20 protein-coding genes are annotated in these 24,708 nt (G+C 56.8%); 11 read left to right on the forward strand and 9 right to left on the reverse strand.

Annotation, left to right across the window (positions count from 1 at the left end):
- The first annotated feature begins 594 nt into the window (after nucleotides 1-594).
- Together FYJ78_RS05905 and FYJ78_RS05910 are read left to right on the forward strand one after the other, a co-directional pair.
- On the forward strand, nucleotides 595-2,115 hold the full coding sequence (locus FYJ78_RS05905) for an LTA synthase family protein (protein WP_328597651.1): 1,521 nt from the start codon (nucleotides 595-597) through the stop codon (nucleotides 2,113-2,115).
- Between the two features lie 82 nt (nucleotides 2,116-2,197).
- Nucleotides 2,198-3,376, forward strand: coding sequence for an MFS transporter (locus FYJ78_RS05910; RefSeq protein ID WP_154620476.1), 1,179 nt, complete (start codon nucleotides 2,198-2,200; stop codon nucleotides 3,374-3,376).
- Nucleotides 3,377-3,475: 99 nt separating this feature from the next.
- On the opposite strand, the gene cobT is transcribed toward FYJ78_RS05910, so the two are convergent.
- Together cobT and FYJ78_RS05920 are read right to left on the reverse strand one after the other, a co-directional pair.
- On the reverse strand, nucleotides 3,476-5,395 hold the full coding sequence (gene cobT / locus FYJ78_RS05915) for a nicotinate-nucleotide--dimethylbenzimidazole phosphoribosyltransferase (RefSeq protein WP_154620477.1): 1,920 nt from the start codon (nucleotides 5,393-5,395) through the stop codon (nucleotides 3,476-3,478).
- The gene (locus FYJ78_RS05920) at nucleotides 5,392-7,581 is read right to left on the reverse strand and encodes a Tex family protein (RefSeq protein ID WP_154620478.1); all 2,190 of its coding nucleotides are present in this window, start codon (nucleotides 7,579-7,581) and stop codon (nucleotides 5,392-5,394) included. Before FYJ78_RS05920 ends, cobT begins: the two co-directional genes overlap by 4 nt.
- Nucleotides 7,582-7,713: 132 nt before the next feature.
- Here FYJ78_RS05920 and FYJ78_RS05925 point away from each other — a divergent pair, with 132 nt between their 5' ends.
- Nucleotides 7,714-9,321: a DUF4127 family protein gene (locus FYJ78_RS05925; protein WP_154620479.1), complete on the forward strand. Its 1,608-nt coding sequence runs from the start codon at nucleotides 7,714-7,716 to the stop codon at nucleotides 9,319-9,321.
- A 79-nt stretch (nucleotides 9,322-9,400) separates the two neighbouring features.
- Here FYJ78_RS05925 and FYJ78_RS05930 read toward each other — a convergent pair whose 3' ends face one another.
- The 4 genes from FYJ78_RS05930 to FYJ78_RS05945 form a co-directional block, all read right to left on the reverse strand.
- On the reverse strand, nucleotides 9,401-9,850 hold the full coding sequence (locus FYJ78_RS05930) for a MarR family winged helix-turn-helix transcriptional regulator (RefSeq protein ID WP_154620480.1): 450 nt from the start codon (nucleotides 9,848-9,850) through the stop codon (nucleotides 9,401-9,403).
- Nucleotides 9,851-10,123: 273 nt separating this feature from the next.
- The gene (locus FYJ78_RS05935) at nucleotides 10,124-10,966 is read right to left on the reverse strand and encodes a MetQ/NlpA family ABC transporter substrate-binding protein (RefSeq protein WP_154620481.1); all 843 of its coding nucleotides are present in this window, start codon (nucleotides 10,964-10,966) and stop codon (nucleotides 10,124-10,126) included.
- Between the two features lie 49 nt (nucleotides 10,967-11,015).
- Nucleotides 11,016-11,669: a methionine ABC transporter permease gene (locus FYJ78_RS05940; RefSeq protein WP_154620482.1), complete on the reverse strand. Its 654-nt coding sequence runs from the start codon at nucleotides 11,667-11,669 to the stop codon at nucleotides 11,016-11,018.
- A complete protein-coding gene (locus tag FYJ78_RS05945) occupies nucleotides 11,638-12,699 on the reverse strand; it encodes a methionine ABC transporter ATP-binding protein (RefSeq protein ID WP_154620483.1) in 1,062 nt (353 codons plus the stop codon). Before FYJ78_RS05945 ends, FYJ78_RS05940 begins: the two co-directional genes overlap by 32 nt.
- A 243-nt stretch (nucleotides 12,700-12,942) precedes the next feature.
- On the opposite strand from FYJ78_RS05945, the gene FYJ78_RS05950 reads away from it, so the two are divergent.
- From FYJ78_RS05950 to FYJ78_RS05960, 3 genes are all read left to right on the forward strand, one after another.
- Nucleotides 12,943-13,380, forward strand: a complete 438-nt coding sequence (locus FYJ78_RS05950; protein WP_206671379.1) for an HIT family protein — start codon at nucleotides 12,943-12,945, stop codon at nucleotides 13,378-13,380.
- Nucleotides 13,381-13,558: 178 nt separating this feature from the next.
- Nucleotides 13,559-14,098 (forward strand): DUF3793 family protein, encoded by a 540-nt coding sequence (locus tag FYJ78_RS05955; protein ID WP_268878425.1) that lies wholly within the window; start codon nucleotides 13,559-13,561, stop codon nucleotides 14,096-14,098.
- A gap of 28 nt (nucleotides 14,099-14,126) precedes the next feature.
- Nucleotides 14,127-14,561 (forward strand): flavodoxin, encoded by a 435-nt coding sequence (locus FYJ78_RS05960; protein ID WP_154620485.1) that lies wholly within the window; start codon nucleotides 14,127-14,129, stop codon nucleotides 14,559-14,561.
- An 86-nt stretch (nucleotides 14,562-14,647) separates the two neighbouring features.
- Here the strand turns inward: FYJ78_RS05960 and FYJ78_RS05965 are convergent, their stop codons facing one another.
- On the reverse strand, nucleotides 14,648-15,124 hold the full coding sequence (locus tag FYJ78_RS05965) for a PTS sugar transporter subunit IIA (RefSeq protein WP_154620486.1): 477 nt from the start codon (nucleotides 15,122-15,124) through the stop codon (nucleotides 14,648-14,650).
- Between the two features lie 49 nt (nucleotides 15,125-15,173).
- Complete coding sequence (locus FYJ78_RS05970; RefSeq protein WP_154620487.1) at nucleotides 15,174-16,271, reverse strand: hypothetical protein; 1,098 nt, start codon at nucleotides 16,269-16,271, stop codon at nucleotides 15,174-15,176.
- A gap of 142 nt (nucleotides 16,272-16,413) precedes the next feature.
- On the opposite strand from FYJ78_RS05970, the gene FYJ78_RS05975 reads away from it, so the two are divergent.
- Nucleotides 16,414-16,866: a metal-dependent hydrolase gene (locus tag FYJ78_RS05975; RefSeq protein ID WP_154620488.1), complete on the forward strand. Its 453-nt coding sequence runs from the start codon at nucleotides 16,414-16,416 to the stop codon at nucleotides 16,864-16,866.
- Nucleotides 16,867-16,916: 50 nt separating this feature from the next.
- Entirely contained in the window at nucleotides 16,917-18,830 is a 1,914-nt protein-coding gene (locus FYJ78_RS05980) for a fructose-1,6-bisphosphatase (RefSeq protein ID WP_154620489.1), read from the forward strand.
- Between the two features lie 118 nt (nucleotides 18,831-18,948).
- Here FYJ78_RS05980 and FYJ78_RS05985 read toward each other — a convergent pair whose 3' ends face one another.
- Entirely contained in the window at nucleotides 18,949-19,335 is a 387-nt protein-coding gene (locus FYJ78_RS05985; protein ID WP_154620490.1) for a hypothetical protein, read from the reverse strand.
- A gap of 507 nt (nucleotides 19,336-19,842) precedes the next feature.
- Between FYJ78_RS05985 and FYJ78_RS05990 the strand changes: the two genes are divergently transcribed.
- From FYJ78_RS05990 to FYJ78_RS06000, 3 genes are all read left to right on the forward strand, one after another.
- On the forward strand, nucleotides 19,843-21,555 hold the full coding sequence (locus tag FYJ78_RS05990; protein WP_154620491.1) for an S-layer homology domain-containing protein: 1,713 nt from the start codon (nucleotides 19,843-19,845) through the stop codon (nucleotides 21,553-21,555).
- A 100-nt stretch (nucleotides 21,556-21,655) separates the two neighbouring features.
- Nucleotides 21,656-23,425, forward strand: coding sequence for a glycoside hydrolase family 28 protein (locus FYJ78_RS05995; RefSeq protein ID WP_154620492.1), 1,770 nt, complete (start codon nucleotides 21,656-21,658; stop codon nucleotides 23,423-23,425).
- A gap of 139 nt (nucleotides 23,426-23,564) precedes the next feature.
- A complete protein-coding gene (locus FYJ78_RS06000; RefSeq protein WP_154620493.1) occupies nucleotides 23,565-24,707 on the forward strand; it encodes a pectinesterase family protein in 1,143 nt (380 codons plus the stop codon).
- Nucleotide 24,708 lies beyond the last annotated feature (1 nt).

Raw genomic sequence — 24,708 nt, forward strand, 5'->3', positions numbered from 1 at the left:
TACGAAAACCGGGATGAAGGAAAGCAATACAATAGCAAGGGATGATATTTAATTCGCAGTTAGGGGGATCAATATGGGTTCAGCCTTTTGGTTCGGGTGGCAGCAGGATTTGAAATTAATGGTTGTAGCACCTATTGTCTGTGGTATTTTTCGCTTGGTATTTATTATGCGTTATGGCCCCAAGAAGAGTCCTGTTGGGGAATGGAAGAAATGGATAGAATGTTTCCGCTATGGTTTTTGGTAGGGAATGGATTTTAACGCATACGTTTTTCTGTTTTCTTTGGTGTTGGTCACGATACCGGCAACTTTTATTCCTTCGTATTATGCTATCGGTGATCGTGTAAGACTGTTTGGTCTTATGCTGTATCTGCTCGTGCTTTATACAGCTTTTTTCGGGAAGATGATTTTCTACTATCATTTTCGGGATACGTTCAATGTGACAATCAAACCGGGGTGTAATGCAGATAAAAAAATCTTATCGATATTTTCTTCAATCAGAATCATGGCGGCTGGATTTTGTTGGGATATATTCCCTATGGCTGTCTTTGTTGGATTTTAGGGAATGGGATACTGCACCTTCCCAGCATTGGATATGTGGAACTTTCTTCTAATGTCATGCAGTATGTTCTGAATGCGATAGTGTTCGTCTGTGCTATTGTGCTTTTTTATTGGTTTCGCTATGGGGGAACTTTGAATCACCGCCAGAAGCCGGAGTGGGATGAAGTACCGCCCATTGTCAAGAATGATATGTTTATGGGGAAGGCTGCGATAGACGATCTGGTTGCATTTGAGCTGGCCTGTAAGCGTGAGGTTAGTGATGCCCTTAAACATACGGATGATGAAGCGCTGGAAGTATTGCGGCCAGTTCTTCCTTCAGAAAAGTTGTTTCGTGAGAATTTGTGGGCGCCGTTTCAGCATTCGGCCAGAGGGGCCAGAATCAGCAAGCCGCGGCATATTTTTTTCCTTTTAGCTGAGAGTCATGGACAGGCTCCGTTTGATGCTCCGTATGAATATTTAAATCTGATGGCCGCCAGCCGCCGATACCGCAGTCAGGCGCATACGCTGGCTATGGATAATTTTTTGCCAGCGGGTATGATTTCTCAGCCGTCATTAGTTAGTTTGCTGGCGGGGATTTATGACGCGGATATGGAACTTAATGAGAACACCATGTTCTGGCATGGTAACATTCCTATATCCTTGCCTCTGCAGTTAAAAAGACTGGGTTATCGCGCAGAGTTTTGGTATGGCGGCGGACTGAACTGGGGGAGTCTGGAGCATTTTGTGCCAGCGATTGGCTTTGACGCCTGGCATGGCGGCCCTGATTTCTGTCCTCAAGGCTCACCGAAGACTTGGCTCGGTGTTTACGATCATATTTTCCTTGAGCAGGCGGCCAGGCTTATTAAACAGGATGATGATGAGCAGCCGGTGTTTCATTTCCTTTATACGACGTCGAATCATGGACCATATAATATGCCTTATAAGGAGTATGGATTTGCGGCGGAGAAAGTTATGCCTGATGCACCGAAAACTTTGTTAAAAAATCATAAAATGATGAAACAAATGGCGGGCATCTGGTATGCGGATCAGGCGCTTATTCAGTTTGTGGAAGATATGCAGACGGTATATCCGGATAGTTTGTTTGTGGTAACTGGTGATCATACCACAGGGCTTATTCCGTTCCAGTGCGGTGTAGTCGACCGTACGGAGCCAAATCTGCGGGAGCAGGTATTGACCTCTTTTTCGATGTCGCATCCGGAACTTACGGCAGATATGCTGTCGGGCAATACGATCGGTGGACACATGAATATCATGCCGACGCTGATTGAGCTTATTGCTCCGGCGGGCTTTGATTATTATTCGATCGCTGAACCGCTTACAGAGCCTGTCGATCATGTTGTTACGCCGTATTGCTGGATGATTGAGGACTGGATTGGAGATTATCGTGATGGGCTGTCGCAGCAATTAGCCGTTTCAGAAGAATTGCTGCCGTTTGAGCGCGGTAAAGAGCGGTTCCGTGATGAGCGCGATGCCTGGTGTGAGCTTACGGGGTGGCTGGTGCGCCATCCGGAGCTGCTCGATGATGCCGGGCGCGAAAAATCGATCGGCCGCCTTTAGAGAGTTTTTTTTGAATGAGTACGTGAAGAATGTAAAAGAGACGGTCTGTTCACTCGGAGGATTGGGAAAGGGATGCTATAGGATGGAGAAGGAAAGGCTTTGGACGCCGGGATTTTTGGGAATGGGCGGAAGCAATTTATTTTTGTTTATGTCGCAGTATATTATGGTGGCGGCCTTGCCGATTTTTATTATGGATACGTTGTCCGGCGGCGATATGGAGGCCGGGATGGCGATGACGGCGTTTCAGATCGGGGCGGTGGTATGCCGTCCGTTTGCCGGCCGGCTGATCGATGCGGTGGATAAGCAGCGGCTGATGCGTGCGGCGACGATTGGGTTTTTCTTTGTGATGCTGGCATTTTTCTGGTTCCATTCGCTGCAGGCGATTTTTGCGCTCCGGCTTTTGCATGGCTGTATTTTCGCCGTGGCAACGACGGCGGCTGCGGCTATGGCGGCGCTGATTCTGCCTGCGTCCCGCAAGGGGGAGGGCATTGGTTATTTTGCGCTGTCGACGAATCTGGCGATGGTGGTCGGTCCGCTGGTGGGATTGCTGCTGATCGGGCATCTTGGCAGTCAGGCGCTGTTCCTTTTCGTGGCGGGACTGGGCGTGGCTACGGTGGCTGCGGCGAATTTTTACCGTATGCCGGCTGCGGTTCGTGCGCCGGCCCGTCGTGAGCGGCGCGGCGCGTCTTTGGCTGATTTTGTCGAGGTGCGTTCGCTGGCGCCTTCTTTGCTGGGCGGACTGGTATTTTTCGCTTATGGCGGCATTCTGACTTTTATTCCGCTTTATGCCAAGAGTTTGGGGCTGCAGGCGGAGACGAGCTTGTTCTTTTTGGTGTTTGCGCTGGTCATTATTCTGACACGGCCGGTCATCGGCCGCCTTTTTGATGTGAAAGGGCCGGACTGGACGGTTTATCCGGGGTTTGCGTTTTTTGCTGCCGGGATGGTCTGGTTCAGTCAGGCGGCATCGCTTTCGGGACTTTTGGTTTCTGCGGCGGTGCTGGGCGTCGGTTTTGGCGCGCTGTCTCCGGCGTTTCAGACGCTGGCGGTGCAGAGTGCTCCGCCGGCCCGGGCCGGTGTGGCTACGGCAACGTATTTTTGGTCGCTGGATATCAGTGTGGGTCTGGCGGCAATGGTGCTTAGTGTGGTGGCTGCGCATTTTGGGTATGCCTTTATGTATGGCGTTGCCGGTACGCTGATTATTCTGGCGGCCGCAGCCGGTTATTTTTTCTGGCGGCGTTTTTCGCATAGAAAAAGGATGTAACTGGAAGGCAGGAAAAGCCCTGCGCTGTCAGAGATGGTCTGATGGCGCAGGGCTTTTTGTGCGTGGGTTTTAGAAAAGCGGTGGTTGTCAAACGCTGCGTCAGCTGAGCTGACGGCCGGCGCCCGGGCCGTCGCCGGCTACAGCGACGCGGGCTTCGGCGAAGGTGCGCATGTCGTTGAGCATGTGCAGGGAGGCATCGACGAGCCCGAAGCCAAGGCAGGCGATGATGCCGCCGGGCAGGCTGGCCTTGGTCTGCAGCAGGGCAGGCTGGATGTGCAGGAGATAGGGACGCACGTCCGGGCAGAGCTGTTCGGTGTAGCGGGCGATGATTTCTGTGGCTTCGTCGTCCAGCAGGATGAAGCTGCTGTTGTGGGCGGCGGCGATGATGGCGCCGATTGCCGCGCTGATGGCCGGCTGCCAGACTTCCGGCGCATGGCGCAGAAAGGTGTCGGCGGGATAGCGAAGGGTTCCGTCCGGATTCAGCAGGGCGCGGCGCAGCTGTTTGGCGGATGTGCCGAAGGGAAGATCCGGGTCGGGTTCGGTCAGGGCAAGGCCGAGAAGCGGGCAGGTGAGCGAGAGGTATTCGGCCTGTTCGCGGCCGAAGTCGAAGGCCGCGGACGGAGGCAGCCCTTCGCGCAGGTGCGCCATGGTGACTTCTGCGTCGGCATGGGCGGCGAAGGCAGCGGCAATCTGCGCGGACAGAGGGCTGGCGTGACGTCCGGTGAAGCAGAGCAGGGCGCGGTCCATGCCGTATTCCGGCTGTTCGTCGCCGATGATGCCTGCCAGCTCGACGGCGATCTGCTCCAGATAGCCGAGGCTGTATATGGGCTTGGAGAGGTTGTCGATGCGATGCTGGCAGCGCTCCATCGCCGGGTGGTCGAGGTCCTGCATGGTATGCAGATAGAAGTCGAAGGTTTTGTTGGTGATTTTGGCCGGGGTCTGGCTCATGTATTCCTGATGAAAGGGGGCTTCGACCGGGTCGCGGGGCAGGCGGTCGAGTACGTCCCAGGCGGTGAGCATGGCTTCGAGCATGGGCGCGAGCAGTGAGGAACCGCAGGCTTCGCCGAGGCGCAGGTCCAGATTCATGAGCGGCTGGAGGCCCAGCTTGCGGAGGGTGTAGCGGTGGGATTTTTCCGTCCCCTGATGCGAGGCGATCAGATAGCCGGTGCTGTAGGGGGACAGGGCCTGCGCGATCAGGGCGGCGGACCCGGTATTGGCGCCGTCGAGGATCACCGTGCAGCGGCGGGCGGCGGCGCCGAGGATCAGTCCGGTGATCGCGCCGAGTTCAAAGCCGCCTACTTTGGCCAGCACATCAAGGCCATCATGGGGATCCGGCTGATTGACGGTCAGGGCCTGCCGGACGATGCCGATTTTCTTTTTCAGGCGTTCGTCGGATATGTTTGTGCCGCGGCCGGTGACTTCTTCCGGGGAAAGGCCGCAGAATACCGCGGCGATACAGGCGCTGGAGCTGGTGTTGGCGATACCCATTTCGCCGGGGAGGATGCAGTCAAAGCCTTTTTCTATGGCCTGTGCGGCCAGTTCGATGCCGGTTTCGACCGCCTGACGGGCCTGCTCTCTGGTCATGGCGGGGCCGCGGGCGATATTTTTTGTTCCCGCGGCGATCCGGCGCCGGATGAGATCGGGGACGTCGCTGGTATCAGCGGCTACGCCCATATCGACGACCATGAGCTCGGAGCCGCAGTAGTTGGAGAGGGCGTTGGCCGCGGCTCCGCGGCTGATGAGGTAGTTGCGCGTCATTTGTACGGTGGTTTCCGGCGGGTAGGCGCTGACGCCTTCGGCGGCTACGCCGTGATCGCCGCAGCAGATGATGGTGCATTTTTCCGGAGGAGCCGGGTGGCGGCGTCCGGTGATGGCGATGTAGCGGAGCAGCAGACTGCGCAGGCGACCCAGTGTGTCCGCGTCGCCTTCCATGACGGAGTTCAGGCGGGCGCTGACCTCTTCAGCCGGTTCTTGCCGAACTGGTTCGATGGCTGCAATGGTTTGTTCGAGAAGCTTCATCCGATTTGCGCCTCCTTCGGGAGCTGTTTGAGGGAAAGGCCGATGCGGCCGCGCTGTTCGTCGACGCTGATGACCATGACGTTCAGGATATCGCCGACGGAGAGGACATCCAGCGGATGCTTGACGCGCTTCTGGCTGAGCTCGGAGATGTGGATGAGGCCGGCTGTTTTGATGCCGATGTCGACAAAGGCGCCGAAATCGGTGATGTTGCGCACGGTGCCGCGCAGGATGGTGCCGGGCCGGATATCGGAGAGTTTGACAATGGCCTGACGGGTCAGCGGGGCGGGCAGGTCTTCGCGCGGGTCGCGGCCCGGTCGGATCAGTGCGTCGAGAATGTCGCGAATGGTCGGTTCGCCTGCGTTCATTTCCTGAGCGAGCCGGGCCGTGTCCACGAGCCGGCATTTTGCAGCGAGCAGGGTCAGCTGTTCTTTGTCGTTGAGGTCACTGGGCGTGAAGCCGAGGCGGCTGAGGATTTTTTCGGCCAGCTCATAGGATTCCGGATGGACGGAGGTGTTGTCGAGCGGCGTCTTTCCGCCGTGGATGCGCAGGAATCCGGCGCACTGTGTATAGGCGGCGGGCCCGAGGCGCGGGACCTTTAGCAGCTGGCGGCGGCTGGTGAATATGCCGTTTTCGTTGCGGTAAGCGACGATGTTTTTGGCGATGGCCGCGTTGATGCCTGCGATGTGGCGCAGCAGTGCGCCGGAGGCCGTGTTGAGGTCGATGCCGACATGGTTGACGGCGCTTTCTACGGTGGCGTCGAGGGTATGCGTCAGTTCCTTTTGGTTGACATCATGCTGGTATTGCCCGACGCCGATGGCCTGCGGGTCGATTTTCACGAGTTCGGCCAAAGGATCCTGAACGCGGCGGGCGATGGAGACGGCACCGCGTATGGTGACATCGTAGTCAGGCAGTTCTTCTTTCGCCAGCGCGGAGGCGGAGTAGACGGAGGCTCCGGCTTCGTTTGTGATCAGGTAGTGAACCTGTTCCAGATGGTTTTGCCGGATGAGATTGGCGGCGAACTGCTCGGTCTCATAGGAAGCGGTGCCATTGCCGATGGAGAGCAGGGTGACGTGGTGCTTTCGGATGAGCGAGAGGACTTTCCGGGCGGATTCTTCGCGTTCGGCGTCGCTCTTTGTGAGCTGCAGGACACCGTGGTCGATGACGTGTCCCGTCGCGTCGACGACGGCCATCTTGCAGCCGGTCCGGTAGCCCGGATCCAGTCCCATGACAGTCTGGCCGGCCAGCGGGGCCTGCAGAAGGAGCTGGCGCAGGTTGGCGCCGAAGACGCGGATGGCCTGCGCTTCGGCCTCCTCGGTGAGTCTGGCGCGAATCTCACGCTCCAGCGCCGGGAAGAGCAGACGCTTGTAGCCGTCGGCGACGGCGTCGCGCAGAAGGCTTTCCCAGATGGAACTGCCGCGGCGGATGTGACGGAGGATGCGCTCGCAGTTGTCCTCGTGATCCGCGGTGAGACGGACCTTGAGACAGCCTTTTTTTTCGCCGCGGTTGATGGCGAGGATGCGGTGGGACGGCAGGGTGTGAACCAGCTCTTCGTAGCCGTCATACATTTCAAAGGTTTGCGCGTTCTCAGCGTCCCGGCAGAGTTCGGTGCAGAGGTGTCCGTTGTTCCAGATGCGGCGGCGCATCTGCTGGCGCAGAGCGGCATCCTCCATGACGGTTTCAGCGACGATGTCCATCGCACCGGCAAGCGCATCTTCCGCGGTATGAATTTCCTTTTCAGGGCAGATAAAGCGCTGCGCGGCGTCTTCCGGGGAGCCGGTTTTCTGCTGCTGAAGCAGCATGGCATTGGCCAGCGGTTCGAGCCCGCGTTCCCGGGCGATTTGGGCGCGGGTGCGTTTTTTCTGCTTATAGGGAAGGTAAAGATCTTCCAGATCCTGCAGGCGGGCGGCCTTTTCGATCGAGGTGCGCAGTGTGTCGGTCAGTTTGCCCTGTTCTTCGATTTTTGCAAGGATTTCTTCCTGCCGTTTGACGAGACTGCGCAAATAGGTCAGCCGTTCTTCCAGCAGGCGGAGCTGTTCGTCTTCGAGCGAGCCGGTCGCTTCTTTGCGGTAACGGGCGATGAAGGGAACGGTATTGCCTGTGTCCAAGAGTTCGATGGCAGCTTCGGCCTGTTTCGGGCGGATGTGCAGTTCTTTGGCGAGTGCGGCGGGAATTTCTTTCGTGAGCATATGGTATACCAGCTTTCTTCGTATTTTGTTTTCCATTATAGCATATGAAAAGAGGATATGCCTGTCCGGGAAGGGTTTTGCCAGACAGATGTCGAAATCATACGCCATGAGAATCCGAAAAGGGGTGGAGCAATGAAAGGCATCAAGAGCATCGCGGTGGCTGTGTGCATGGCCCTGCTGGGATGGTTTGCGTTTTCGGCCGGCAGCGTATCGGCTGCCGCAAAGGGAAAGCTGCTGTTTATTCCGCATGATAACCGGCCGATCTCAGGGGAGGAGAGCGCCGATGTTGTCCGGGCGATGGGGTATGAGGTAATTATGCCGCCGCAGGAGCTGTTAAGTGGCGGCACGGAAAAGCCGGGGCGGCCGGATGCGCTGTGGGCATGGGCGCGGGAGCATGTCCGCGGAGCGCAGGCGGCGGTGATTTCGTCCGATGCGATGATCTATGGAGGACTGGTTCCGTCCCGCAAGCATGAGATACCGGAGCAGGTTTTGAGCGGCCGTGCCGCTCAGTTTGCCCGGCTGCGGCAGGAAAATCCGGGAATGAGGCTGTATGCGTTCGGGTCGCTGATGCGGACGCCGGTCAACGGGGCGGCTGCCGGACAGGAGGAGCCGCCGTACTATCAGGAATACGGGGCCGATCTTTTCCGCGTTTCTGCGCTGGAGGACAAGGCGGAAACGGTGGGACTGGATGCGGAAGAAAAACAGGAGCTGGCGCGGCGCAGGCAGGCTGTACCGGCGGACGTCCGGCAGGATTGGCTGGCGCGGCGCGATAAGAATCTGTCGGTCAGCCGCCGGATGATCGATCTCACGCGGCAGGGAGTGTTCAGCTATTTCGTCATCGGCAAGGACGACAATGCTCCGTTGTCGCAGACGCATCGCGAGGGGCGCATGTTGGAGCAGTATGCAGCCGGCCTGCCTGAGACAAAGTTTCAGCTGCAGACGGGGATCGATGAATTCGGCGTTCTGCTGCTGAGTCGGGCGGTTAATGATATCGAGCGCCAGATTCCGTTCCTGTATGTCCGGTATAACGAAGGCACGGGGGCCGATACGGTGCCGAGCTATTCGGACAGCCGCATTGGCGCATCGGTCCGGGCTGCCGTGCTGGCTGCCGGAGGGATGCTGGTGCGCAGCCCGGAGCGGGCGGATCTGGTGATGCTGGTCAATACGAACAAGGATGGCCGGACGGGAGAGGCCAATGTGATTTCTCCTTCCGAGGGAACACTGCTCAACGATGGCCAGGACCGGGCGGCGACGCGCGCTTTTGTCCGCATGGTGAAACGCTATGCGGAGGCTGGCCGGCCTGTCGGCATTGCGGATATTGCGTTTGCCAACGGGGCGGACAATGCGCTCATGCGCCATCTGCGCGATGAGGGGCTGCTTTATCGCATTCGGTCTTATGCCGGATGGAATACGGCGACGAACAGCACCGGTTTTGCGATCGGCATGGGCCTTTTGAGTACCCGCATGAGCGATGAGGCCTGCGACCGCCTGCTGACGCGGCGCTATCTGGAAGATTGGGGCTATCAGGCCAACGTCCGGACCGGATTGGCCGCCGATCTGGCCCAGTTCCGCCGGCCGGATGTTTATGCCAATCCCGGGTCGTACGAGACGGGCATCACTGCGCGCATCACCAGCCGGATGAGACAGTTCGCCGCGCGCAATCTTCCTCCGTATTCCGGACTGGACACGCTGCGGGCTGTCCTGCCCTGGCATCGTTTGTTTGAGGTAGATTTTCACTGAGAAATTCCGGTGCGAAAAATACGCTGCCCCCGGATAGAGCCACGATCGTTTTTGGCTTTATCCGGGGGCAGCGTTTTGTTTAGCGCAGGCATTCTAAGATTTTGTAGAGCTGTGCTTTCATGGTGTCGATTTCTTCCTGAGAAAACAGGACGCCTTCCTTCGCGAGGTGGCAGCCCATCTGTTCCGGCACGGCTTTTGCCCGTTCCTTGAGCGCCAGTCCGGCATCCGTAAGGATCGCATGGACGACGCGCTCGTCTTCCGCGCTGCGCTGGCGCTTAATGTATCCGAGATGTTCGAGCTTTTTGAGAACCGGGGTCAGCGTACCGGAGTCGAGGTAGAGACGTTGTCCGAGGTCGCGGACGGACAGCTCTTTCTTTTCCCAAAGAACCATCATGGTCACATATTGCGTATAGGTCAGGCCGATGGCCTTGAGAAACGGATGATAAGCCGCCACGATCTTCCGGGCGCAGGCGTAAATGGGAAAGCAAAGCTGCTTATCGAGCAGCAGCAAATCGTCTTCGTTTGTCATAGCAGGATTCCTTCCTTTTTTATTGTGCGGATACTGTTCTGATTCGTATCCTGCGTATGATTCTATTGTATCAGATTTTTCTCATCATGCAAATATAATTTTTAAAAATTCAATTTAACAAAATACAATGACTCAGCTCTTCGCCGTGAATAAGAAAGCAGCAGAGATGGGGCTTCATCTTCATACGGAGATGAAATGCTCGCAAATCCGCATCCAGACGAAAAAACAGCCACCCGTGCGGGTGGCTGTTTTGTTTGAGGCGTTGCTTCCGGATCAGAATGCCGGAACGACGGCGCCTTTGTATTTTTCCGTAATGAAATCTTTGATTTCCTGACTTTTGAGCGCTTTGATGAGCGCCTGAATTTCCGGACGGTTTTCGTCGCCGGCGCGTACGGCGATGATGTTGACGTACGGGCTGGTGCTGTCTTCGATGAACAGCGCGTCTTTGGTCGGGTCAAGGTTTACCTGCATGGCGAAATTGGAGTTGATGATCGCCGCATCGACGTCGTCCAGCGTGCGCGGAACCTGAGCGGCTTCGACTTCCTGGAATTTGAAGTTGTGCGGATTTTCCGTGACGTCCTGAATGGTCGCTTTTTCCGCTACGCCGTCTTTGAGCGTCAGCAGGCCGGCTTTCTGCAGCAGGAGCAGAGCGCGTCCGCCGTTCGTCGGGTCATTCGGGATGGCGATGGATGCGCCGTCCTTGAGTTCCTTGAGGTCCTTGACCTTCCGGGAGTAGATGCCCATCGGTTCGATGTGGATGCCGGCGGCATTGACCAGTTTTACTTCCTTGTGTTCGTCGATGAAGTTTTTGAGATACGGCTCATGCTGAAAATAGTTGGCGTCGAGTTCCTTGTCGTTGAGGGCAAGGTTCGGCTGGACGTAGTCGTTGAATTCTACGATGTCCAGCTTGATGCCTTCTTTTTCGAGCAGCGGTTTGGCCGCTTCGAGAATCTCCGCGTGCGGCACCGAGGTCGCGCCCACTTTCAGCGTTTTCATGCCGGATGCGTTCTGGGCCACGGCGCTTGTACCCGAGGACTGGGACTGGGTGCCGCCGCAGCCGGCCAGCGCGAGGCAGGCGACGGACAGGGCGGCGATGAGAGCAGATACTTTTTTCATAGAGAAAAACCTCCTTTTAATAGCTGCGCTTTCCTGTTCGGAAGAGCGGTTATTTGCGGTCCAGTTTTCGTGCCAGCATGTTGCCGATAAATTGGACGGCTTGTACGAGAATGATCAGGATAATGACGGTGGCCAGCATGACGTCCGGACGGAACCGCTGGTAACCGTAGCGGATGGCCAGATCGCCGAGGCCGCCGCCGCCGATGGCTCCGGCCATTGCGGATTCGCCGACAAGGCTGATGATGACCGTGGTGAGCTGGGCGACGATCCCGGACAGGGCTTCGGGCAGAAGCACGCGGCGGATGATCTGCAGCGGCGTGGCGCCCATGGCGAGCGCCGCTTCGACCAGACCGTAGGGGACTTCCTTCAGCGAGGTTTCGACCTGACGGCCGATGAACGGGATGGAAGCGAGGATCAGCGGCACCATGGCCGCGGTCGTCCCGATCGCGCTGCCGACGATGGCGCGCGTCAGCGGGATGATGGCGACCATGAGGATGATGAACGGGATGGAACGGATCGCGTTGACGACGGCGCCGAGAATCCGGTTCCAGACCGGGGCCTCGAGAATCTGCCCGCGTCCTGTGGTGTGCAGCAGGACGCCGAGCGGGATGCCGATGGCCGAGGCGATGACCATGGAGACGGCGACCATATAGACGGTTTCGCCGAGCGCTTTAGACAGCAGTGGAATCATGTCGCTTGACATAGCCGATCACCTCCTCTTTGAGATCCTGACTTTTCAGGTAGTCCAGTGCGCGGTCGATTTCGCTCTGCGGGCCCGTGAGCCCGATAATCATGCGGCCGAACGGCGTGGCCTTGATCTGGTCGAGACTGCCGAACAGCAGGGTGGTTTCGACCTGCGGAAACCGGCGGATCATTCCGGCAATGACCGGATTGTCTGCCGATTCGCCGATGAAGGTCAGCCGGAGCAGCAGGCAGGCGCCGGGCACCGGATCCGCGGAGATTTTCTCGCCGCGGAAGGCCGCCGGAAGTTCATTGGACAGCAGGACGCTGATGAATTCTTTGGTGATCGGCTGCTGCGGATTGGTGAATACCTCAAGTACCGGCCCCTGTTCGGCGATAACGCCTTTGTCGATGACGGCGACTTTGTCGCAGATTTCCTTGATGACCTGCATTTCGTGTGTGATGACGACGACGGTCAGGCGGAGCTTCTGGTTGATGTCCCGTATCAGGTCTAAAATGGCCTTTGTCGTCTGCGGATCCAGCGCGCTGGTGGCTTCATCGCAGAGCAGGACCTTCGGTTCGCTGGCCAGTGCGCGGGCGATGCCTACGCGCTGTTTCTGGCCGCCGGACAGCTGGGACGGGTATTGATGCGCCTTGGCTTCCAGTCCGACAAGCTTCAAAAGCGGCTCCACCCGTTGGCGGATGTCCCCGGCGGACATTCCCGCGAGTTTCAGCGGAAAAGCGACATTGTCATAGACGGTCGCGGAAGAAAGAAGATTGAAGTGCTGGAATATCATGCCGATAGACTTGCGGGCTTCGCGCAGCTCGGCAGGAGTCAGGGCAGTCATTTCCCGGCCGTCTACGAAGACTTGTCCGGCCGTCGGCCGCTCAAGCATATTGATGCAGCGGACCAATGTGGATTTTCCGGCACCGCTGAGGCCGATGATGCCGTAGATTTCGCCGCGCCCGATGGTGAGATCGATGCCCCGCAGAGCTTTTACCGGGCCGGATGGACTGTCGTATGTCTTCTCGATGTGAGAGAGCTTGATCATGAACGCGCACCCTCCTATTCCTAGTAGTATTATATGTTTTGCATAATATCATACCGATGCGTTCTTGTCAACAAAAACGAGCGGCACAAAGAAGCTGTGCCGAAACGCGTTTTATATTCATTATAGCATCAAAAAAGCGGGCTTCCTATAAATAATGCGGAAAATCCTATAAATTTTCTCTTGTTGGCGGGCTGGCGCCGAATCTATAATGAAAGCAGAATATGGCAGGCCGTTCCTGCCGGAATGAGAGGGGTTAACGTCATGAAAGATACGAATTGTTCCTATTGTATGCGCAATGAGCTGTTGGATGCTTTCGGGCTGTTTGTCTGCGAGCTGCCGTCCAGCATACTGGTTCTTTTCCGCGAGCAGAGTCATCCGGGACGCTGCATCGTGGCGGCGAAAGACCATGTCAGCGAGATCACGGACATGACCGAGGAGCAGATGGATGCGTTTTACCGGGATGTCCGCCATGTCGCCGCGGCGCTGCATCAGGCATTTCATCCGGATAAGGTGAATTATGGCGCTTATGGAGATACCTGCGGCCACTGCCATGTCCACCTTGTGCCCAAATACCGGGATGCGTTTGAATGGGGCGGCACGTTTGCGATGAATCCGCAGAAAAAGTTCCTGACCGAGGAAGAGTATCAGGCGATGATCGAAAAGCTGAAAGCTGCGCTTTGAGCCGGTTGGCACAGAGGCAGCTCAAAGCGCGCAAGGTCCGTCGGCATAGAATCCGGCGGATCTTATTTTTTTCTTGCCATTGAGAAACATTCGCGATATAATGAAAGAATAAAAGAGAATGATTATCAATGAAGGACTGAGGTGATGCGCGTTGGGCCGTGAGGGGTTCGAATATTTGCTGGGATTTCATGCCGCGCCCATGTTTCGCGGTTTGAAGGGAGGCAGCCTTCTCTCGTTTCGCAAGAGCCGGTTCCGGGATTTTGATCGGCTGCTGGCTTCGTACGGGCCTTGTTTCCGCTGCAAGGGGATTTCGGTGTTCCGGGTGACGGAAGGAGAGGAGTATGTGCTGCTGCTGTTTTATCGGAGACATGTTCTGGAGCGGAATCTGAAACGCGGTCTGGCGCGGAAGATTTTGCAGCAGTGCGGTTATCGGGAAGAGGATACGCTGGATCAGATGCTCGCCCGGCTGCAGGCGCGCATGCGGCTGCAAAAGACATTCCCGCATGAGATCGGACTGTTTCTCGATTATCCGCCGGAGGATGTGGAAGGCTTCATTGCGCATCGCGGGAGAAAGTTCTGCTGCAGCGGTTACTGGAAGGTGTATGCCAATGAGGCGCAGACCCGGAAGCTCTTTGAGCAGTATACCGACTGTACGCAGGAGTTTTGTCAGCAGTTGGAGCGCGGTGCGAGTTTTCAGGAACTGATTCTGGCGGTATGAGGCGGAAGTTTTTCGAGGAGGTTTGAGCATGGCAAAGATTGCGATCATTTACTGGACGGGGACCGGGAATACCAGAGAGATGGCCGAGGCGGCGGCCCGCGGCGTTAGGGCTGCGGGCTGTGAAGTAAGGCTGGCTGAGGTAGAGGAGATTCGCGCGGAAGAGGCTCTGGGCTATGACGGGTTGATGTTCGGCTGCCCCGCCATGGGAGATGAGGTGCTGGAAGAGAGCGCGTATGAACCGTTCTTTGCGGAGGTCGAAGGGCAGCTGCGGGACAAGCCGGTCGCGCTGTTTGGCTCCTATGGATGGGGCGGCGGCGCATGGATGCGGGACTGGGCGGAGCGCACGCGAAAGGCCGGCGCCAGACTCTGCGGCGAGGGCCTTGCGGTCGAGAACGCGCCGGACGATGCGGCTTTGGCAGCCTGTGAAAAGCTCGGCCGGGATCTTGCGGCTATGGCCGGCTGACGAAAGAATCGACAAAAGCGGAAGACTCGGCAAAATCGACGCAAAAAAAGCCCCGGGCAATTCCGGGGCTTTTTTGCGTCGATTCTTTACAGGCTGTAGGTCAGGACGATGTCCTGGCCGGTCGTGACCTGCCTGCCGGCAGGCAGGGGCGTCAGATTGCGCACCTGTTCATAGTTTACGATAATGACAGGAGAGACCAGATTGATTTTGCGCTTTTTGAGCAGCGGCAGATCCAGCTTGAGGATCGGGGCGCCGGCATGAACGTATTCTCCGCAGCGGTGCAGGGCCGTGATCCCCTCTCCGTTCATCAGAACGGTATCGAGTCCGATATGGACGAGGATCTGGATGCCGCTGTCCGTGGTGATGGCGAAGGCGTGGCGCGTGTCAAAAAACAGGGTGATTCTGCCGTCACAGGGGGCGATGACGGTATCGTCCTCCGCCTGAATGGCCAGACCGTCGCCGGTCATTTTTTCAGCGAATACCGGATCGTGTACGGTGGTAATATCGATGGTTTTTCCGGATATAGGCGCCAGAACGCGGCCGCATGGTTTTGTCTGTGTCATGGTATCTACCTGCTTTCCTGTCATGAGTAGAAGTGGTCGTGCTGTAAGATCAGGGAAGATTGGGGATGTTTCTGCTGATTGCCGTATGGCGTATGATGTCCTGAATTCGAAGGTCGATAGCCAGCTCCTGTTTGTGCAGTGTTTCCGCCGTGGCGAATTCGGACTGGCGGTTTTCGCGCAGGCCCTTTAAAAAGTGCTGCCAGGCCTTGATGGTGGTCTCCGTGGACTGCTGGCGCTGACGGGCCAGATACTGAGCGCCGGGCGGGACTTCTGTTTCGTCGAGGCGCTGCTGGCGTTTTTTGAGGGACGGAATGACTTCGTCCGCGATCAGGGTGGCCAGCGTTTTGCGCTGTGCCGCTGAAAGCTCGCCGGTACTGGTCTTTGCCAGCTGGCTGAAGCGCTGCTGATAGGCGGAAAAATCGCTGTTGTAGCGGTCGATGATGTCCTGCGTCGCATCGATGTAGCTGGCGATGTCGCCATTTTGCAGCGGAGCGATGGTGTCGAGATACTGGCGGTAGTTTTTGATACAGGACACCTGCCAGCGGCCGTCGTCGGCCTGTTCCAGCCCGACCTGTAGGGTGAACGGCGTCTGGGTGTAGTCTTCGACGATTTCGATATCGGCGGTGGCCGAAGTCCCCTCGTGATGTATGGCGCCGATCCGTATCCATGTCGTGTTGCGCAGCTGGCTCCGCTCGATGAACCGCTCGAAATCGATGCCGAGCTGGCGCCCTTTCAGAATGTCGGTGCCATCCGGCAGGCCCCATACGCCCGTTTCCACACGGTTTAGCGCGGCCTGCTCCAGTCCGCCGGCAAGCTGCGGCTTGATGGTGATATAGAATTTTTCAAACATGACCCGGGTCGCCGGTGTCAGCGTCGAATCATAGGCGAAAAGATCCACGGTCAGGTCATCGTAGATTTGAGAGGACAAAACGTCCAGATTGACATAGCGGCGGACGGCGTCGGCGTCGCGCTGCTCCACGGCGATGGTCAGCTGTTTCAGCGTATATTCCGGGGTGCGGACATAAAAGAAGAAATACCAGACTGTTGCGGCGATGAGGGCAGACAGCAGCAGGAAAAACAGACCAAAACGGCGCCGCTGGCGTATCCGCCGCTGCTGTAGTTTCCGTTTCCAGGTGTAGTCGTCCATATCACTCCTCCTTGCGAATCTTTTTCTATTATACTATAAGATGCGTCTGCGCGGCAAAAAAGATGCGGCGGGAAATATGGCCAATAACGAACATATATGCTAAAATAAAAGAAGAATAACTGTTCGTTCCTGAGGTGTCGCTATGAAATGGGTTAATCATGAAATCGTAACAGGGGTCATCGTCTATGCCGCTGCGGGCGAACTCCTGCCGGCGCTCTACAGCATGGCCGGGGCTGTTCTGCCGGACAAGCTGGAAGGCAATCCGCGCAGCGGCGATTATTGGAGCTGGCGCAGCCGTCACCGCGGCTGGTCGCACTGGCCGATGCTTTATCTTCTTTTGCTCGGCCTGCAGCAGCGGATCATGGCGCCGGAAAGTCCTTCCTTTGATACCATCGGCGTGATCGGCAGCTACTTCTGCATTGGGGCGCTGCTCCATATTGCCGAAGACGCGCTCTGCGGCAAAGTGCCACTTTTCACGCCCTGGCAGAAAGTCGGATTCCGGCTGTTTACCGTCGGCTCGATCGCCGAGTATCTGGTTTCTCTTGTCCTTGTCCTGCTGGCATATATCTTTCATCTCGTATTTGTGGTAAAATAATAAAAAAACGCGCTAAACGATAAGAAGCAAAGACAAATGAGGTGGTCGTCATGCGGAGAAGTCCCTGTCGGAAGGGGCGTCCCACGAAGGTGCTGCGTCTCCTGGCGGAGAAATATCCCACGAAGGAATCGGTTTATGAAAAGCTCATCTATCTTCAGTCCCAGCTGTCCCTGCCCAAGGGCGTAGAGCATTTCATGAGCGATCTTCATGGAGAATACGATTCGTTCTTCCATATTCTGAACAACTGCTCCGGTGTTATCCGCGAGAAAGTGGATTATGTGTTCGGCGAGCGCCTGAGCCCTGAGGAAAAAGCGGAATTCTGTACGCTGATTTATTATCCGAAGGAAAAAATCGAGCAAATGACGGACGCGCACAAGAATACGCCGGAATGGTACCGGCGCAATTTATCGCAGCTGCTGGAGCTGTCCAAGCTCATGAGCTATAAATATCCGGCTTCCAAGGTGAACGGGTTTATTCCGAAGCGGTTTGAATCCGTCATCGTCGAGCTGATGAATACGCGGCCGGAGGCGGATCATGCGCAGTTTCTGTACCACAAGCGTCTGCTCAGTACGATCGTTCAAATCGACAGCGGAGCGGATTTCATTCAGGCGTTTACGGTGCTGATCAAACGACTGGCCGTCGACCGGCTCCATATCGTCGGGGACTTCTTTGACCGGGGCAATCGCCCGGACGCGATACTGAACCGTCTGATGAAGCATCCGTCCGTCGACATCCAATGGGGCAATCACGATGTGCTCTGGATGGGGGCGGCGCTGGGCAGCGAAACCTGTATTGCTGCCGTCGTCCGCAATTCCCTGCGCTATGACAATACGGATGTGCTGGAACGCGGCTACGGGATCAGCCTGCGGCCATTGTCTGCCTTCGCGGCGCGAATCTACCCGGACGAGCGGCCGATCCGGGCGGCGGAGCGGGCCGTCACGATGATGATGTTCAAGCTGGAAGGCCAGCTGATCCGGCGGAATCCGGACTTTCAGATGGACAGCCGCCTGCTGCTGGACCGGATCGACTTTCGCTCCTCCTGCGCGGTGCTGGGGGACGGACGGCGCTATGAGCTGGAAAACGCCTACTTTCCAACCATCGATTCGGCCGCCGGCGATCCGTATCAGCTGACGGCCGAGGAGCAGGAGATCCTTGAGGACCTTCGGTCGTATTTCGTGGAAAGCGCGGTTCTGCAGCGTCATGTGGATTACCTTTATCAAAAAGGCAGCCTGTATACGCGCTGTAACGGCAATCTGCTCTTTCACGGCTGCGTGCCGCTTGAGGAGGACGGAAGCCTGCGGACCATCTGCTACGGCGGCCGGGCATACCGGGGGCGGCAGTGGTTCGATTTTTGCGAGGATATGGCGCGTGAGGCATGGCTGCATGGCGGCGGTCATGCGCTGGATTTCATGTATTTCCTCTGGTGCGGACGCCTTTCCCCGCTGTCCGGACGTGAGTTCAAGACGTTTGAACGGGCGCTGATCGCCGACGAGAGCACCTGGAAGGAGCCGTCGGATCCGTATTATCGGTACATCGATCAGGTGGAGACCTGTGAGATGGTGCTGCGGGAATTCGGGCTGGACCCGAAGCGGGGGCATATCATCAACGGGCATGTGCCGGTAAAGGTCCGGAAGGGGGAAAGCCCCGTCAAAGCGGGGGGCCGGGCGATCATCATCGACGGCGGCTTCTGCAAGGCCTATCACAAAAAGACCGGTATATCCGGCTATACCCTGATTTCCAATTCACGCGGGCTGCGGCTGCTGGAGCATCAGCACATCGCCAATGTGCGCGAAGCCCTGCGGGAAAATCATGATATCGAATCCGTCTCCGAAACCGTGGAGCTGCAGTCCTGCCGGACGACGGTGGGCGACACGGACGAGGGCAGGCTCATTCAGGATGAAATCACCGATCTGTATAATCTCCTGCTGGCCTATCAGAACGGCCTGCTGAAACCAAGCGAATAGGGAAAGCGTATATTGCTGCAAAAAAAGCAGGATCACGTACTCGTCTGAGCCGGTGATCCTGCTTTTTGCGTATGCTGTTTTTTCTTCTCCCGTTTGCTTTACCGGAGCGGGATGAAGGTTATTCCAGTTCGACGGTGTCGTCGATTTTCCATACGGCGACGTCCTCAGTCGTATACAGACTGGCTTGACTGTCTGTCACGGAAATGGTGAAGGGAACGGGGTCTTTTCCGATGTCGACGGAAAGATCTTCGCTGTCAAACGCGCCGATCAGCAGCGGATAAGCATCGATATCCGACAGGCGGTACTTTATATGAAGGCCCAGTACGCGCTGGTAATTGTCGCTTTTGTTGACGAAGTTTCCCTGAAAGGTGATGGTATTTCCTTTCAGCGTGACCTGATTTACCTCATAGGATACCTTGTCGGCTGCCTCCGCCGATGGGATCAGGAGCCCGAGACAGGCGGCCAGCGCCGCCAGCAGACAGAAGCTCTGCAGCAAGTGTTTCATCGTGATTCCCCCTCATAGTATGGTTTCTTTTGTCTTCTATTATAATGGTCTGCACTGGTTTCGTAAACTCAGAATCTTTAGCGGAATCCGTGATATCTTTAGATTTTACCGGGAATTCCTTTATTTGCCCCGGTCCGGGCTTGGTGTTTTGTCGCATTTTATCGGAATAACTGACGAGGATATGGCAATAAATAAATAACAATAGGAATAAATTAATATATTGCAGGAAAATATAAAGATATTGACTGTCAAGAATTGTCGAAATAATTTATACTATCAGGTGTAGAGGAGAAGTGGAGGTGCATAGGCAACGACGGAATGGATTTAGAGAACCGGTAAACCTTCGCGGGGAAACTCCGTATTCTGGAAAACGAGATGAAAAGTTTACCGGTTCCGGCCGAAACGATGAAGTCGCCGGCGGCGGGCCTGGACGTGAAAGACCGCAGGCTGCAGTACAAGGTGCGCGTCATCAGGGAAGTGCAGATCTTTTTAAGGAGTCGAGCGTTTATGAAAAAGAAACAGATTATGCTGGGGCTGGCCTGCTTTGCCGCCCTCAATGCGGGCAATTATGCCCTGGCAAGTGACAACCCGTTCGCAACGGTACCGCAGAGCACCGGCTACTACGAGGATGTAGCCTCGCTGGTGCATGACGGGCTGATTGACGGCTATACTGATGCGGACTTCAATAGCAAGCGGCCGCTGACCCGCTATGAGATGGCCGTGTTTACGGCCAAGGCCATGTCGAAATCCGGGAGCGCAGGAGCCGCAGATACGCAGCGCATCCAGAAGCTCATGAAGGAGTTCCAGAGCGAGCTTACCGATATGCACGTAAAGATTCCGGGCGTCAAGGCAAAGAAAGCGGACAAAAAGGCCAGCGGGCCGAAGCTCAATGTCAAACATCTGCCGGATGGCTGGGATTTCTCCGGCATGATCCGCTATCGTCTGGACGGCGGCACGAAGAAGTATCCGGACGGAACGAAGAAATCCGGCGCGGATGGCTTTGGCGGCACGAAGAACCATCAGGTACTCTATCAGCTCAACAACAAGTTCAAGATGGGCGGCGGCTGGACGGCCGAGATCGATACGATCGGCGCATATGACGGCGATGGCGATTACCGAACGACGGGCGAGAATACGGCAGGCTGGATGTCGGCCAATAAGGTCTTTGCGCAGGGCCCGCTGTTCGGCGGCAAGATGCGTATCGGCCGCACGAAGGGCAGCTTCATCGGCATCAAGAAATCGCTGATCATGGGCCAGTATTATACCGGCGGCGATTACATGATCAACGCGGGCAATAAATGGAAGGTCGGCGCTGCCTGGGGTAATGTCGACTACAACAAGAACAGCTGGAGCGGCGACAGCCATCGCATCAACTCCTCCGATTCGGCAACGCTGATTAAGGAAGGGAAGACGGCCAAGGTCGACGCATCGACGCTGTCTGCTTCGCAGCTTGCCAATCTGAATTCGTTAAAGAGTTCGGGGCTGGTATCGTTCAGCTCGGGAGACTCCATTACCAGCACCAGCGGGAAGGTTACGATCACGAATGAAAGCGGCGATGATCTTACGATTCCGGTTTATTACAGCAAGCCGGACCGAGGCGTATCGGGCTCGGATATGAACCCGGATGGCCTCGGCGTCAGCATGACGCAGCTGCAGGCGCAGTATCAGGCCGCCTCCAATCTGCAGTTTAATTTCAGCTACTGGCATCTGCATTCCAGCGGCGACCACACGTATCTGAATGCGAAGAAGGCAGCCCAGAATGCGGCGGCGGAAGCCTATGGCATTTCCAATCTGAACAAGCCGACGAAGTATACGGATCCGGATATCGGCGAGATCAGCGCCGTCTGGAATCCGACGAAGGATCTCAAGGTACAGGCGTTCTATGCGCAGTCCAATTATCAGGATCCGACGTACGGCGGCCAGAACAAGGCCTATGCGCTGACCTTCAATCTCGGCGAAGCCAAGGCAGCGATTCCGCACTCCCGCATGTGGGAGCTCGACCTCATCCATCAGGAGCGGTATACCGGCATCAAGTCGGCCTATGACCTCAAGAACAAAGAGGGCGAGGGCCAGCATGGTCTGATTCTCGAGTACCGCTATGTCCCGGTCAAGAACGTCATGTTCGATTGGCGCTGGATGCACTATAAAGCCATCAACTGCAAGGCGGCCAGCCAGTATACCGGCAACCAGTACCGCTTCCAGCTCTACTATTACTTCTAAGAACAATCCTACAGGAACTTTTACGGCAGGAGCGGCTGGGCCGCTCCTGTTGTTGGATAAACGATGCATGACATGAGATAAAGATAAGGGAGGATGTACAATGCAGTTTACGAGCATGAAGAAGAGCCTGGCTCTGGCCAGCCTGATCGCCCTGGCTGTCAGCGGCAGCGTCTTTGCGGCCCCGGCCGCGCCGACCGGCCTGCAGGTTCCGTCGCTTTCCACCACGACGGACGGCACGACCCTGATTTGGGAGCGTCCGGCCAAGACCAAGGACATCATTGCTTATAACGTCTATATGGACGGCAAGCTGATCCAGCGCACCGACGAGGATTTTTCTTCGCTGGCCAAGCGCGAGATTCAGGACTTTTACGCGAAAACACCCAAGGCGCAGCGCATTACGAACCATATTTACCGTGTCCGCGGCCTGCAGCCGGGCTCGAAGCATACGTTTGTCGTCCGCGCACTCGATAAGAATGGCGACGAGTCGGCGGATTCCAATGCTTTGTCGGTGACGACGCAGAAGCAGAGCGGCGCGGTCGTCAACATCACGAAGTACGGCGCGGTCGACGACGGCAAGACGCTCAATACGGCGGCGATCCAGCGCGCGATCCGCGCCTGCCCGGAAGGCGGCACGGTCGTTGTTCCGGCCGGTGTATATAAGACCGGCTCCATCTGGCTCAAGAGCAATATGACGCTGGAAATCCAAAAGGGCGCGACCCTGCTCGGCTCGGAGGACGCGGCTTCCTATCCTTACCATTACAAGCTGTATCCGTATCTTTCCGATGAACGCTACTATGCGCTCATCAACGCCAAGCCGGGACCGGATGGGAAACGCCTGCAGAATATCCGCATCGTCGGCGAAGGTACGATTGACGGCAACGGCTGGAAGAAGGGGCCGGATGGCAATTATCTCTACCGTGCAAAGGGAAAGAACAAGGACGGCACGCTCAAGAAAAACCATGTGCTGAATATCGGTATTCTGGCGGCCAATCAGGTGCGTTCGCTCGAAGAGAATGAGAAGCTCGATGAAAACAAGGCATATCCGCGCCGCTCGAGCCTGATTCTGCTGCAGGGCGTGGACAAGGTCTATGTCACGGGCGTCACGATGCGCAATCCGGCCAACCATGGCTTCATCGCGCAGCACTGCAACGATGTCGTCATTGAAAACGCCCAGTTCCGCACCTATAACTGCAACAACGGCGACGGCATTGAGTTCGGCCACGGCAGCGGCCTCAAGGTCATGGACAATGTTTTTGACACGGGCGACGACTGCGTGAATTTCGCAGCCGGACAGGGTGCGCTCGGTGCAAAAGATCATCCGACGGAGAACATCTGGATCTTTAACAACTCCTTCCATCACGGCCATGGCGCGGTGGTCATGGGCAGCCATACGGCGGCGTATATTCAGAAGCTGCTGGCTGAGGACAACGTCATGGACGGCACGGACATCGGCCTGCGCATGAAGACGAATCCGGTCAACGGCGGCGGCGCCAGGGATATTCATTTCCGCAATAATGCCATGAAGAATATGCAGGCGCAGTTCTTTATCGCTACGACGGCCTACAGCGACCCGAATGCGGCGGCTGCGTTCCCGAAAGCGGAAAAGACGGGCAGCTTCTACAATATTTTGGTCGAGGACTGCACGGTATTCGGTACGAAAAAACCGGCGATTGAGATCGTCGGCCAGCCGGATGCCATGCACCACGATATTACGTTTAAAAATGTGACGATTCAGGACGGCCAGCCCTGGAAGATCACGAATGCGAAGTCGATCAACTTTATCAATGTCAAGCAGTCCGGTTCCAAGGACAGCAAGGCATCCAAGGCGAAGTCCGGTTCGACGGCAAAGAAAAGCGCCAAAGCGAAATAACGGCGGCGGAGCAGCCTGCCGCAGCGGAAAACGATGTCAGCAGGAGGGGGCTGCCGCATGACGCGGCGGCCCTCTTTTCGCCGATACAGCGGAAAAGCGGACGGCAGGATGTGCGCTGCGTGAAGAAAGGAAGGGGCTTATGAATACAGGAAAATGGACCGCTGCGGTGATGGCCGGGCTGATGCTCGGCCCAGCGATGTGTCTGACGCCGGCGATGCCCGGCGAAGTGCCGGCTTTGTCCGCCGCTCAGGCCGCTGAGCGGCAGGTGACGGCAGTCGTTGACAGCCGGGTGAAGAAAGTGGTCAAAAAACGTCATGTCACGACGTATCCTTCGATCCGGCAGGCTTTGGCCGGAATGGCCGGGCAGAAGGCGGATTCGTATCTGCTGCAGCTGAAGCCGGGGACGTACCGGGAGAAAGTCACGGTCGCACTGCCGAATCTGACGATGATCGGCGAGGATGCTGCGACGACCTGCATCGTCTGGAATGACGCCGAGGGGACGCCGCTGCGCCCCGGCGATACGCATCCGTCCGGCAAGGCGACGTATACGATGGAATGTGCCACGGTAAAGATCACGTCGGCGGCCAAGAATTTTCAGGCGGTCAATCTCACGTTTGCCAATGACTTTCCGACGGAAGCGCGCCGTGCGGATAAGACGATGAAGGCCGTTCAGGCCTTTGCCGTCACGGACGAAGCGGATCGCAGCAGCTTTTATCAGTGCCGGTTCCTGGGGCGTCAGGACACCTTGTACGCGAATGCGGGCCGCCAGTATTATCGGGACTGCTATATCGAAGGCGATGTGGACTTCATCTTCGGGCAGGCTTCGGCGGCGGTGTTTGAGTCCTGCGAGATCCGCTCGCTGGCGCGGGCCGTCAAGCAGGATGGGAAGGCGTACAGCATGGGTTATGTGACGGCGCCGAGTACGCTGGCTCAGGATAAAGGCTATTTGTTCTATCGCTGCCATCTGACCAGCGACATTCCCGCGCCGCATTACGCGATGCTCGGCCGTCCATGGCATCCGTCCTCCGAGCAGCGCGAGGTCAGCTCGGCCGCCGCGTTCCGGGAATGTCAGATCGATACGCCGATAAAGGAAAAGGCATGGAACAGCATGAAGAATAAATACGGGGTATTCCAGCCGGAGGACAACCGGCTCTATGAATACCGGAACACCGGCCGGGGCGCGCTGACTGGCGGAAACCGCCGTCAGCTCACCGACGCCGAGGCGGAGCAGTTTACGCCGGCCGCTTTCCTCGGCGACTGGAAGCCGGCCCGTCGGGCGTAAA

Source organism: Wylensekiella montiformis, assembly GCF_009697385.1.
GTDB lineage: Bacteria > Bacillota > Negativicutes > Selenomonadales > Selenomonadaceae > Selenomonas_A > Selenomonas_A montiformis.

What these genes read in the sequence shown, in the direction of transcription:
- FYJ78_RS05910 (WP_154620476.1), top strand. Translation starts at nt 2,198, where the DNA reads ATGGAGAAGGAAAGGCTTTGGACGCCGGGATTTTTGGGAATGGGCGGA.
- cobT (WP_154620477.1), bottom strand. Translation starts at nt 5,395, where the DNA reads ATGAAGCTTCTCGAACAAACCATTGCAGCCATCGAACCAGTTCGGCAA.
- FYJ78_RS05920 (WP_154620478.1), bottom strand. Translation starts at nt 7,581, where the DNA reads ATGCTCACGAAAGAAATTCCCGCCGCACTCGCCAAAGAACTGCACATC.
- FYJ78_RS05925 (WP_154620479.1), top strand. Translation starts at nt 7,714, where the DNA reads ATGAAAGGCATCAAGAGCATCGCGGTGGCTGTGTGCATGGCCCTGCTG.
- FYJ78_RS05930 (WP_154620480.1), bottom strand. Translation starts at nt 9,850, where the DNA reads ATGACAAACGAAGACGATTTGCTGCTGCTCGATAAGCAGCTTTGCTTT.
- FYJ78_RS05935 (WP_154620481.1), bottom strand. Translation starts at nt 10,966, where the DNA reads ATGAAAAAAGTATCTGCTCTCATCGCCGCCCTGTCCGTCGCCTGCCTC.
- FYJ78_RS05940 (WP_154620482.1), bottom strand. Translation starts at nt 11,669, where the DNA reads ATGTCAAGCGACATGATTCCACTGCTGTCTAAAGCGCTCGGCGAAACC.
- FYJ78_RS05945 (WP_154620483.1), bottom strand. Translation starts at nt 12,699, where the DNA reads ATGATCAAGCTCTCTCACATCGAGAAGACATACGACAGTCCATCCGGC.
- FYJ78_RS05950 (WP_206671379.1), top strand. Translation starts at nt 12,943, where the DNA reads ATGAGAGGGGTTAACGTCATGAAAGATACGAATTGTTCCTATTGTATG.
- FYJ78_RS05960 (WP_154620485.1), top strand. Translation starts at nt 14,127, where the DNA reads ATGGCAAAGATTGCGATCATTTACTGGACGGGGACCGGGAATACCAGA.
- FYJ78_RS05965 (WP_154620486.1), bottom strand. Translation starts at nt 15,124, where the DNA reads ATGACACAGACAAAACCATGCGGCCGCGTTCTGGCGCCTATATCCGGA.
- FYJ78_RS05970 (WP_154620487.1), bottom strand. Translation starts at nt 16,271, where the DNA reads ATGGACGACTACACCTGGAAACGGAAACTACAGCAGCGGCGGATACGC.
- FYJ78_RS05975 (WP_154620488.1), top strand. Translation starts at nt 16,414, where the DNA reads ATGAAATGGGTTAATCATGAAATCGTAACAGGGGTCATCGTCTATGCC.
- FYJ78_RS05980 (WP_154620489.1), top strand. Translation starts at nt 16,917, where the DNA reads ATGCGGAGAAGTCCCTGTCGGAAGGGGCGTCCCACGAAGGTGCTGCGT.
- FYJ78_RS05985 (WP_154620490.1), bottom strand. Translation starts at nt 19,335, where the DNA reads ATGAAACACTTGCTGCAGAGCTTCTGTCTGCTGGCGGCGCTGGCCGCC.
- FYJ78_RS05990 (WP_154620491.1), top strand. Translation starts at nt 19,843, where the DNA reads ATGAAAAAGAAACAGATTATGCTGGGGCTGGCCTGCTTTGCCGCCCTC.
- FYJ78_RS05995 (WP_154620492.1), top strand. Translation starts at nt 21,656, where the DNA reads ATGCAGTTTACGAGCATGAAGAAGAGCCTGGCTCTGGCCAGCCTGATC.
- FYJ78_RS06000 (WP_154620493.1), top strand. Translation starts at nt 23,565, where the DNA reads ATGAATACAGGAAAATGGACCGCTGCGGTGATGGCCGGGCTGATGCTC.